This is a genomic window from Streptomyces alkaliphilus (genome assembly GCF_014141535.1).
In the GTDB taxonomy this organism is placed as follows: Bacteria; Actinomycetota; Actinomycetes; order Streptomycetales; family Streptomycetaceae; genus Streptomyces; species Streptomyces alkaliphilus.
The window spans coordinates 1-11,502 of the sequence record NZ_VKHT01000058.1 but is presented as its reverse complement, the minus strand read 5'-3'; the positions used below and the strand labels follow the sequence as shown (position 1 = coordinate 11,502).

The following is an 11,502-nucleotide window of genomic DNA, read 5'->3' as shown; positions in this document are numbered from 1 at the left end:
ACAACCGACGGCATCCGCGACCTCCACGAGAGCGACGAAACGACACCCCATCACTCCCACACCGACGCCGCCCCTACCCCTGACCAGCGAAAACGCAGCCGTCAGACTCGGAAAGACAACAGCGTCTGAGACATCATGTCCTCAATGTCCTGAGACATGCGTCCTGGATGTCGTGAGACTGCACACTGCCGGGGGCACCTTGTACAAGGTGCCCAAAGACCCCGTCACCAGCGGAAACGCTGAGGCCGGGGTCTTCGCGTATGTGCAGCCGTGTGCCACTCGGAGCGGCCGTATGCCGGGGTCCGTGGACGGGGCGTGGACGGGATTTTGAAGCCTTGCCCCAGGTGAGACCTCGAAAACGACGAGGCCCCAGGACAGGATGCCAGGGTCCTCGGACACGGTCAGGTGGCGTCAGTCTTACTCGCGAAGCAGATCCTCGATGCGCCGGTTGACGACGTCTTGCCGTCCGTTGAGGCACTTCGCGTAGCGGGTCAGCAGGACCTCAACGCTGTTGCCGGTGGGGTCGACACCTGCGTTGAGCCCGTCGACAGCGCCGAAGGTCGTACGGTCGACTCGCGAGCGGCGAGGCTGCGACGGCGAGCGGAAGCGCGAGGAGCCGGGCCTCCTGCCAGACGCGGTAGTAGGTCGAGGACGGGACGACCGAGCCCTTCTCACTGAAGAACAGCTGCCGGTCGTCCGCCGTGCCGAAGGTGGCCAGGTGCTCGCGGAGCACGGCGACGAGGTGCGGCGGGATAGGCACCCGCCTGACGTCCTCGGTCGGGCGGTTATTCAACCCGCGATCGTCGTGGGTCTCCCCCGAGTCGATCCACTGCTTGCCGACTGACGGACGGGGCCGGTGGAGCAGCGCCAAGCCCCCAGCCTTGTTCGGGAAGGTTCAGGTCCGTCTCGACGAGACCGACCGCTTCCGCCGGCCGGAGACCGCCGAAGTACATCGCGGCGAACAGACCGACGAGGCGACGACCACGGGCACGCCGGTATCCGCCCACGTAGGAGACGGTCGCCAGGAGATTCCGCGCCTGTTCCGGGTTGGCGACAACCGCGGGTCGACCTGGTTGGACACTTTCGGCTTCTGTCGGCGGACAGTCGTGATGGGGTTCTCACGCAGCTCCCCCAGGTCAACGGCGTAATTCGCGGCGTTAACGAGTGTCCGACGCTTACGCCGCACGGTTTCCGCCGCTGCTGCCGTGCCGTCGAGCTTGAGCTTCAGCGAGTCAAGGACTGCATGGGCCGTGGCAGGTTCAGCAAGATCAGCGAGCGGACGAGATGCCTTGGAGACCCAGTGGAGAACGTTCCGCACGTCGTCCGGGACTTCCCGATCGTCAGACCCTGGCAACACGAAGGCCCAGTTGCGAAGTGCCTTGCGGATCACCTCGTCGGAGGGCCGTCCGGGGCGCTCGCCGAGAAGCTCCATAGTCACGCTAGTGAGCGATTCGTTAATGCCGTCTCGCGTGTTGGGAGCGGCATGCGGCCACTTCATCGCGAGGTACCTGAGGGCATAGTCGTACCAAGACACGACCGACTTCGCCTCCTCAGGCATGGATGGAACGGTAGCCGAGTCGAGCAGTGAGCCGACAGGCCACGATCGAGCGGTCGCCGATCATCGTGGAACTTTCTCTACCTGCCGATCACGCTCGTTTGATGGCCTCTAGGTAACTGGAGAGCTGCTCGGCTGCAGGTACCTCCTGTCCAGCAAGCTGGTCGCGTACCAACATGGCATCACTGGATGGCAGTTCCAATAGAGGCCGTCGGAGCCGGGTGCTCCAGGCCGTTTTCCTAGGGAAGGCCGCAAGTTGGCCGACCAAGGGGGCCAGTTCCACACCCGTGCGGTAGGGGACCAGGGTTCGTACGTCGATGTCACAGCCGGACGTGAAGGCACGGCCCGCAAGCTCCACTGGTTTGTCCAGGACGCTTACCGGTGAGGTTACGTACGCGCGGCCGATGATCCTCCCTCGGTCCCGCGTCGGGTTGTGCCAACACCCACGCGTGGTGTAGATCAGCAGCTCGTCTCCGGGCTCCAACCGTTGAACTTCGGTCCGCCGACGCTCAGGGAAGGCCATTTGCTGTTGACGCAGGACCCAGGCGACGGCCTCGCGCTCTCCGAGAACAAGCAGGTAGGAACGCATGCGGTCGATTCTATGGGCCACTGTAAACAGAACGAACGCCGACTAGTACTCCAGTGCGGTTTCGTGATCTATCCAGCAGGTTCGTCGGCGGACCGCCGTTTGTAGTGGCTGCGTCGGGCTGTTGCCTGGTGGCGTCTGCGCCAGTTGGACCAGTGCAGCAGCCTGGTCGCTGACAGGGGCGGCGGGGTGAAGACGGCTGCGAGCAGATGACGGATCTCCGGGACGGTCAGCTTGATCGGGTCGCGGCTGCGGGCGGGGTGGCGCGGATCGGCGGGCGTGGTGGGGGCCGTGTCGGCGTCGAGGACGGTCAGGAAGGCCAGGGCGAGCATGGCGAGGGTGATGTGCCGGTGCCATGAGATCCAGTGCCTGACCTGGTAGTGGTCGAGTCCGACCTGGCCCTTGGCGGCCTGGAAGCACTCCTCGACGCTCCAGCGGACACCGGCGACGCGGACCAGCTCGGCAAGAGGAGCCGCGGTGGGTGACCAGCACAGGTAGAAGGCGAGTTCGCCGGTGGTGCGGTTGCGGCGAATCAGCAGGTGGCGGTGTTCGTCGGTGCCGGTGTGGATCCAGGCCCAGTCGTAGTGGCGCGGGCCCTTCGCGCCGTTGCCCGCGCTGTGCCGCTGCCAGGCGGTGGCGGGCAGGCGTTCGGCGACGGTGTCCGCGCGGACAAGGGTGCGGCCGTGGTTGATCCGCACCCATGTCGAGCAGGCGACGGCCAGTACGTAGCCGGTGCCGCGTGCCTCCAGGGCGGCACGAAGCTGCGGGTCCTGTCCGTAGGCTTCGTCGCCGGTCACCCACCGTGCCTTCACTCCGGCCTCCAGCGCGGCGGCGATCATCTCCCGGGCCAGGCGGGGTTTGGTCTGGAACTGCACCGTCTCGGGTATCCCGGCAGCATGGCGGCGCTCGGGATCGGAGCACCAGGAGTGCTCGGGCAGGTAGAGCCGGCGGTCGATCAGCGCCCGTCCCCGGCTGGTGGCGTAGGCGAGGAAGACCCCGACCTGGGAGTTCTCGATGCGTCCGGCGGTGCCGGTGTACTGCCGTTGCACGCCCGCCGAGGCGTGGCCTTTCTTCACGAAGCCGGTCTCGTCCACGATCAGCACCGCGCCGTCGGCGCCGAGATGGTCGACGGCATAGGCACGCAGGTCGTCACGGACGGCATCGGCGTCCCAGCGGGCGTAACGCAGCAGCCGCTGCATCGGTCCCGGCCGGGCCAGACCGGCCTGTTCGGACAGCTGCCAGCAGTTCTTCCGCTCTGCCTTCGACAGCAGCCCGAGCAGATAGGCGCGGGCACTCGCCCGCGGCTCGACCCGGCCGAACCGGCCCGCGATCCGGGCCATGACCTGGTCGAACATCTCCCGCCAGCGGGCAGGGTCTACGCTATGGCCCACGGCCACCGCACGATCTTCGTTTGTCCACACACCAACCGATGATCACGCGGTGGCCGTACCCGTTCCCAGCCGGGCCCGCTGCAAGATCGCGAAGTCAGACTGGAGTACTAGTCCAGCAGCCGTAACCTTCCACGCCACGATGGTGCACCCCACTGCGTCACACACAGTGACCTGACACGAGTGCGGTAAGAATTTCCCTACTTCATCAAGCACCCGTCGTCGCTTCGCTCCTCCGGGCGGGAGCGGGCGGCCGGCGGCGCCCGCTCCCGCCCACAAGGCAGGCACACCGTGCATGAGGACGCTCCTATGGTTTGTCAAGCGGTGCAGAGCCTGCTTCGAGGTGTCGGTAGAGGTCTCGTGCCACGTAGCGTTTGAGGCATCGTTTGATCTCGCGGCTGGTCTTCCCCTCTGCGGTACGACGGGCGACGTAGTCGCGGGTGGCGTCGTCGTAGCAGATCCGTGCGAGTACGATGGTGTGCAGGGCCTGGTTGAGTTGCTGGTCGCCGTAGCGGTTGAGCCGGTGGCGGTTGGTGGTCTGGCTGCTGTTGGCCGGGATGGGGGCCACTCCGGCGAGCATGGCGAAGGCGGCCTCGGAGTGGATACGGCCGGGGCGGGACCAGGCGCAGAGCACGGTCGGGGCCACGATGAGCCCGACACCTTTGTGTTCGAGGAGATCGGGGCGCCAGGACCGCACGATGGCCCGAATGGCCTTCTCGTGTTCGGTGGCTTCCTCGGCCAGGGCCCGGGCACGGCGGGCCAGTGAGCGCAGCGTGGTGACGGTGGTGGCCGTCTCGGTGTCGTAGGAGGCGTGCACGCACAGGCTGGCGGCGGTCTTGATCATGGCGGGTAGTTTCTGGCCGCGGAACCGTTCACGTGTTTGCTCGGGGGCCGCGATCACAAAACTGAACAGTTGCCGCTGGGCGTCGGTGCCGACGTTCACCGCGGACCGGCGTGCGGCCGGCAGCACCGAGAGTGCCTGTCGGTCGCCACCGCTGCGAGGGTCCCCGGCCTGGCTCGTGCCAGGGCTTCGCGGGCGGCGCGGATCACGTCCAGCGGGTCCGACTTCGCGCCATTGCGGCGCTTTGACCATTGGGGACGGTCAAGTTCGACGACGACCTCCTCGTGGTGCCCGAGGCGCCGTGCCAGCCGGGCGTAGCCCTCAGCGGTGGCCTCCACCGTGAGCTCACCCAGGACACCGCCGGCGTGGGAATCGACCACCGCCGCCGAATGGGTATTCACGTGGGCATCGACACCGATGTCGACATCGACCACCCCATGCAGATCGGTCACACTGGACATGCGTTCTCTCCTTGTCCGGGAGCGGATGTGGTTCCGGTCCGGGGCGGAGACCCGGCAGGACTGTGATGAGACACGACGGGCGCCGCCAACGCTAGACGGTCAAGCTCCTGATCAGGCCGGCTGCTCCGACCGGGCCGGGGCCGGCAACCACAAGCGGACAAGTCCCGGCAAAGGCACGAAGCCAGTCAGAGCAAGGGTCACGCCCGCAGTTGCCTGCCCCCGCCCAGCACCATCAGATTGCAGAAAGAAGCCTCACAGTCAGAACACGTCGTGGCTGAGGCGGTCGGCTCCACGGCTTTTAGGCAGCCGCTTTGGCGCGAGCCTCGCAGATCATGGCCCCACATCGGGCACTAACGGGCAGGTTCACAAGCCTGCCCGATCCGCGGTCCAGCGGAAGGGGCCATGATCACTCGCGCCAAAGCAGCTCCAGCCCAAAAGCCGTTCCGTCGACCTTCGGACACCCTGCGGCTTCCAGGTCGATCAGAAGTTCCTGATCAGGGCTTGGATCAAGAACTTGAGCAGTAGAATCGTGAAGCTTTTCGGTGGGAACGATCCGGTGTCCCGACGGGTCGCCTTGGGCTGTGATGGGGACGGAGCAAATTGGTTACGACGACGCTGGCGGGCCGAGGCCGGGCAGGGCGAGCACACCAAGCGCCGCCGTTGCGGTTGGGCCGGGACGCAGCGTGAACAGCCGGATCGAACGGTCAACCCCAGGACGGCCGGCTCACCTACGGTAGTGGGAGACGCAAGACATCGATGACGTCACGCGAGCTGCAACCTGACTTCGCGGCTCGCTCCATCTCTCTCAAACTGTCGGACGTGACTGCCATCCTTGGCAGTGCGACCCGCCCGCGCTGGAGGCAAAATGTCGCACAAAAATTCGAATGAATGGCGGAAATGAGCAAGTATGAGCAGGACTGTCGCAGAACTTCGTCAATCAAGCGGTGCCTTGTCGGAGGGGTTGCTTGATGACGCCTCAGAGTAAGGAAGCCCAGCGCGCGGAGCTGCACAAGACCATCTGGCGCATGGCCAACGACCTACGCGGGAGCGTCGACGGCTGGGACTTCAAGAGCTACGTACTCGGGATGCTCTTCTATCGCTTCATCTCGGAGAACTTGACCACCTACCTGAACAAGCTGGAGCGCGAGGCGGGCGACGCCGACTTCGACTACACCAGGCTCTGCGACAAGGATGCCGAGTTCGGTCGCAAAGACACGGTCGATGAGAAGGGCTTCTACATCCTACCGAGTGAGCTGTTCGCCAACGTGCGGAAGCGTGCTGCCGGAGACGAGAACCTGAACGAAACGCTGGCTCGCGTCTTCAAGAACATCGAGGGCTCCGCGCTTGGCACCGACAGCGAGGACGCACTGAAGGGCCTGTTTGACGACCTGGACGTTAACAGCCCCAAGCTCGGCAACACCGTCGCCAAGCGCAACGAGAAGCTGGTCAAGCTGCTCGACGCTATCGGAGACCTGAACCTAGGTGACTTCAGTAACCACGCTATCGACTCGTTCGGCGATGCCTACGAGTATCTGATGACTATGTACGCATCGAACGCGGGCAAGTCTGGTGGCGAGTTCTTCACGCCGCAGGAGGTCTCCGAGCTGCTGGCGCGCATCACAGTGGTCGGCAAGAAGTCGGTCAACAAGGTGTACGACCCGGCTGTCGGCTCAGGTTCGCTACTACTGAAGTTCGCCAAGGTGCTCGGCAAGGACAACGTCCGCCAAGGCTTCTTCGGTCAGGAGATCAACCTGACCACCTACAACCTGGCGCGCATCAACATGTTCCTGCACGACACCAACTACGAGAAGTTCGACCTCGCGCACGGCGACACGCTCACCGATCCGCACCACTGGGACGACGAGCCGTTCGAAGCGATCGTGTCCAATCCGCCGTACTCCATCAAGTGGGCGGGCGACGCCAATCCGCTGCTTATCAACGACCCGAGGTACGCGCCAGCTGGTGTGCTGGCGCCGAAGTCTAAGGCCGACTTGGCCTTCACGATGCACATGCTGTCGTGGCTGGCAGTCAACGGCACCGCGGCCATCGTTCAGTTTCCGGGTGCTCTTTACCGCAGCGGGGCGGAGCAGAAGATCCGCAAGTACTTGGTCGACAAAAACTACGTTGACACGGTCATCGAGCTACCGCGCGACCTGTTCTTCGGCACCGCCATCAGCACCTGTGTGCTGGTGCTGAAGAAGTCGAAGAAGGACAACTCCGTCCTCTTCATCGACGCCTCGGCAGAGTTCAAGCGCCTGGGCAATAAGAACAAGCTCCTACCGGAACACCAGCAGAAGGTGCTTGACGCATTTACTGTCCGCGAGGATGTCGACCACTTCACCAAGCTCGTCCCGAACGACAACATCGCGGCGAACGACTACAACCTCACCGTGTCGTCCTACGTCGAGAAGGAGGACACCACCGAGGCTGTCGATATCACTGCACTGAACGAGCAGATCGCTGGCATTGTGAAGCGCCAGGCCGAGCTGCGTACTCAGATCGATTCCATCGTGGCAGCCCTCGAAGGAGCGTCGTGAGCCCCATTGAAAATCTGATCCAACGGCTCAGCCCGAACGGAGTCGCGTTCAAGGAGCTCGGCGAGATTGCCGAACTGGTACGCGGGAACGGGATGCCGAAGACAGACTTCACCGAGTCTGGCATCGGTGCGATTCACTACGGCCAGATCTACACGTACTACGGCACCTGGACAACCAAAACGATCTCGTTCGTATCTCCAGAGACGGCTAGGAAGCTCGCGAAGGTTGACCCGGGCGACGTCATCATCACGAATACCAGCGAGAACGTCGAGGACGTCGGTAAGGCGGTCGCCTGGCTCGGCGACGAGCAGATTGTTACCGGCGGACATGCGACCGTCTTGAAGCACGACCAAGATCCGAAATTCATCGCCTACTGGCTGCAGAGCCCTGGGTTCCAGATTCAGAAGAGGAGGCACGCCACTGGCACGAAGGTCATCGACGTGTCAGCCAAGAATCTCGCGAAGATCAAGATTCCTGTCCCACCTGTCGAAGTGCAGCGTGAGATCGTTCGTGTGCTTGACGCATTTAGCGCGCTGGAAGCGGAGCTGGAAGCGGAGCTGGAAGCGCGGCGACGTCAGTATGCCTACTACCGCGACAAGCTGCTGACGTTCGAGGAGACAAGCGTATGAGCGGCCCGTCCCCACACCGCTACGAACCGATCGCCGTCAGCTCGGAGAGCACCGTCATCGCCGAGTTCATCCCGGACGAGGCCAGGGAGACGGCCTACCAGTCCGAGGCTGATCTGGAGCGCGAGTTTATCAAGCTCCTGCAGTCACAGGCGTACGAATATCTCCGAATTACATCGGAGGTACAGCTTGTCGCGAACCTTCGGAAGCAACTTGAAGCCCTGAACGACATCACCTTCTCAGACACTGAATGGGAGTCGCTCTTCAGCGAGAAGATCGCTGGAGCGAACGACGGAATCGTTGAGAAGACTGTCAGGATTCAAGAGGATTATGTCCAGATCTTGAAGCGCGACGATGGCTCGACCAAGAACGTCAAGTTAATCGACAAGGCCAACATCTACAATAACAGCCTACAGGTCATCAACCAGTACGAAATCGGTGCTGGAGAGGGCGGCGCGGCCCGTTCCAATCGCTACGACGTGACCGTCCTGGTCAACGGCTTGCCGCTCGTTCACATCGAGCTCAAGCGCCGCGGCGTGGACATCCGCGAGGCGTTCAACCAGATCGACCGCTACCAGCGCGACAGTTTCTGGGCTGGCTCGGGACTGTTCGAGTACGTACAGCTGTTCGTCATCAGCAACGGCACGCTAACCAAGTACTATTCCAACACCACCCGCCGTCAGCACCTGAGCGAGAGCACCGGGGCGAAGCGGGGTCGCAAGACATCGAACTCCTTCGAGTTTACCTCATGGTGGGCAGACGCGACTAACCGACCAGTCCAAGACTTGACTAGCTTCACCAAGACGTTCTTTACCAAGCACTCATTGCTGAACGTCCTGACCAAGTACTCCGTCCTGACCGCCGACCGGCTGCTACTGGTGATGCGCCCGTACCAGATTGTGGCGACCGAGCGGATCCTGCAGAAAATCGAGATCTCAACCAACTACAAGCAGCTCGGCAGCGTGGCAGCCGGCGGCTACGTGTGGCACACCACCGGCTCTGGAAAGACCTTAACAAGCTTCAAGTCTGCGCAGTTGGCGTCCAAGCTGCCAGGTGTCGACAAAGTGCTGTTCGTGGTCGATCGCAAAGATTTGGATTACCAGACGATGCGCGAGTACGACCGTTTCGAAAAGGGCGCGGCCAACTCGAACACATCGACGGCGGTGCTGAAGCGTCAGCTCGAAGACCCCAGCGCCAAGATCATCATCACCACCATCCAGAAGCTCTCAACCTTCATCGCCGCCAACAAGATTCACGAGATCTATGACGGTCACGTGGTCATCATCTTTGACGAATGCCATCGCTCGCAGTTCGGTGACATGCACACCTCGATCACCAAGGCGTTCAAGCGCTACAACCTGTTCGGGTTCACCGGCACCCCGATCTTCTCGGTGAACGCGGGCAGAGGCGGCAACCCGAAGCTACGCACCACGGCGCAGGTGTTCGGCTGCCTCTTGCACGGCGACCCTGTCCAGTGCCCACCCGAGCAGCACCAGTTGGCCATCCACGCCTACACCATCGTGGATGCTATCAACGACAAGAACGTCCTGCCGTTCCGGATCGACTACGTCAACACCATCAAGTTGCCCGAAGGCATCGACGACAAGCAAGTCCCGGCCATCGACACCGAGCGAGCGCTGCTCGCCTCGGAGCGGCTGAGCCAGGTGGTCGCCTATACACTGGATCACTTCGACCAGAAGACCAAGCGTGCCGCGCACTACTCGTTGGCCGGTAAGCGGGTGCGCGGCTTCAACGCTTTGTTTGCTACTGCATCGATCGATGCGGCCAAGCGCTACTACGCTGAGTTCAAGGAGCAACAAAAGAAGCTGACGCCCGATCGTCGGATCAAGATCGGCATCATCTACAGCTACGCCGCCAACGAGGACGTCAGCGACGACTACCTGGACGAAGAGGGCTTCGAGACCAGCGCACTCGACCAGTCGTCGCGCGACTTCCTCGATGCTGCCATCCAGGACTACAACCAGGCTTTCGGTACCAGCTTCGACACGTCGGCCGACAAGTTCCAGAACTACTACAAGGATCTGTCGCTGCGACTGAAAAACCGCGAGATCGACCTAGTCATCGTGGTCAACATGTTCCTGACTGGCTTCGACGCCACCACACTCAACACGCTGTTCGTTGATAAGCGGCTGGTCAACCACGGCCTCATCCAGGCTTACTCCCGCACCAACCGCATCCTGAACTCGGTCAAGACCTACGGCAACATCGTCTCCTTCCGTGACCTCGAGAACGAGACCAACGACGCCATCGCGTTGTTCGGCAACAAGGAAGCCCGCGGCATTGTTCTGCTTAAGCCATACGCTGAGTACTACGGCGAGTACGGCGAACGCGCCAATGAGCTGCTGACGAAGTTCCCACTCGGGGAGCCGATCGTTGGCGAGGCCGCACAGAAGGCGTTTATCGCGTTCTTCGGCACCATTCTGCGCTTGCAGAATATCCTGACGGCGTTTGATGAGTTCGCTGGCAATGAGTTGCTGACCGACCGCCAGAAGCAAGACTACCGTAGTGTCTACCTGGACCTCTATGCGGAGTTCCGCAAGGAGGGCGACGCCGAGAAGGAGTCGATAAACGACGACGTCGTCTTTGAGATCGAGCTCATTAAACAGGTCGAGATCAATGTCGACTACATCCTGATGCTTGTTCAGAATGGGCGCGAGGCTCGTGGCAACGGCTCGGACAAGGAACTGGATGCAGTGATGAAGATCCAGCGTGCCGTCGACTCCAGCCTGACACTGCGCAACAAGAAAGACCTCATCATGGACTTCGTCGACCGCGTGTCGGCCAGCGGCGAGATCGATGAAGAGTGGTGTGCCTACGTGGACACCAAGCGCACTGCCGAGCTGGACACCATCATCACGGACGAGAGCCTGAAGCCCGACGAGACGAAGACGTTCATCGAACAGGCCTTCCGCGACGGTGCCATCCCCGTGACCGGTATGGCCATCACGAAGATCCTTCCGCCAGCCTCCCGCTTCTCGGCAGCCGGCAGCCACGGCGAGAAGAAACAGCGCGTCCAGGCCCGCCTAATCGCGTTCTTCGAGCGGTTCTTTGGGCTGTCGGTCGGAGGCGGCGAGTGAGCGTCGCCGAGCTGATAGGAGAAGCGTGGCGTGACTGACCTCGCCCCGTGAGCTGTACCGGGTCGTCGATATGAAGATTCCGAAGGCGCAGGGCAAGTCGGACGTGGACAGCCTCCCCACGCTCGACATCTTGGCGCAGCAGAGGAGCAGCCGTGGACTACTCGTGGACGGGATCCTCTGTCCACGAGTAGTCCACGGCTCTGACCTGCGGGTACACCGCGCGTCTTCACGGCCCCCGGAGTCGTATGCGCAGGTTCAAACCCTGCTGGAGGTCGGTCCGGGGACCGCCGGGGTGGTCGTCACTACAGTCGTGACCGGAGTCGTGATCCCGCCCCGGGGGGAGGGGTCAGGCTTCGGTGGCGAAGGTGAGGAAGTGGGTCCACTGACCGGGGGTGACGGCGAAGTGGGGG

Annotated in this window: 7 protein-coding genes; 3 read left to right on the top strand and 4 right to left on the bottom strand. The window is 62.7% G+C overall.

Translation table 11 applies throughout. The features are described 5' to 3' along the window. Positions 1-502 precede the first annotated feature (502 nt). The 4 genes from FNQ90_RS28360 to FNQ90_RS27020 form a co-directional block, all read right to left on the bottom strand. Positions 503-760 (bottom strand): hypothetical protein, encoded by a 258-nt coding sequence (locus tag FNQ90_RS28360; protein ID WP_182604977.1) that lies wholly within the window; start codon positions 758-760, stop codon positions 503-505. Between the two features lie 1,452 nt (positions 761-2,212). Further along, positions 2,213-3,496, bottom strand: coding sequence for an IS701 family transposase (locus FNQ90_RS03920; protein WP_456115088.1), 1,284 nt, complete (start codon positions 3,494-3,496; stop codon positions 2,213-2,215). A gap of 340 nt (positions 3,497-3,836) precedes the next feature. Beyond that, positions 3,837-4,499, bottom strand: a complete 663-nt coding sequence (locus FNQ90_RS03915; protein ID WP_323379766.1) for an IS110 family transposase — start codon at positions 4,497-4,499, stop codon at positions 3,837-3,839. Further along, positions 4,469-4,831: a hypothetical protein gene (locus FNQ90_RS27020; protein ID WP_228470835.1), complete on the bottom strand. Its 363-nt coding sequence runs from the start codon at positions 4,829-4,831 to the stop codon at positions 4,469-4,471. Before FNQ90_RS27020 ends, FNQ90_RS03915 begins: the two co-directional genes overlap by 31 nt. Before the next feature lie 968 nt (positions 4,832-5,799). Here FNQ90_RS27020 and FNQ90_RS03910 point away from each other — a divergent pair. From FNQ90_RS03910 to FNQ90_RS03900, 3 genes are read left to right on the top strand one after another with little or no spacing between them, the layout of a single operon-like run. Further along, positions 5,800-7,368, top strand: coding sequence for a type I restriction-modification system subunit M (locus tag FNQ90_RS03910; protein ID WP_182604976.1), 1,569 nt, complete (start codon positions 5,800-5,802; stop codon positions 7,366-7,368). Beyond that, positions 7,365-7,997: a restriction endonuclease subunit S gene (locus FNQ90_RS03905; RefSeq protein ID WP_182604975.1), complete on the top strand. Its 633-nt coding sequence runs from the start codon at positions 7,365-7,367 to the stop codon at positions 7,995-7,997. The genes FNQ90_RS03910 and FNQ90_RS03905 overlap by 4 nt, the downstream gene beginning before the upstream one ends. Further along, on the top strand, positions 7,994-11,092 hold the full coding sequence (locus tag FNQ90_RS03900) for a type I restriction endonuclease subunit R (protein WP_182604974.1): 3,099 nt from the start codon (positions 7,994-7,996) through the stop codon (positions 11,090-11,092). Before FNQ90_RS03905 ends, FNQ90_RS03900 begins: the two co-directional genes overlap by 4 nt. Positions 11,093-11,502: the final 410 nt, after the last annotated feature.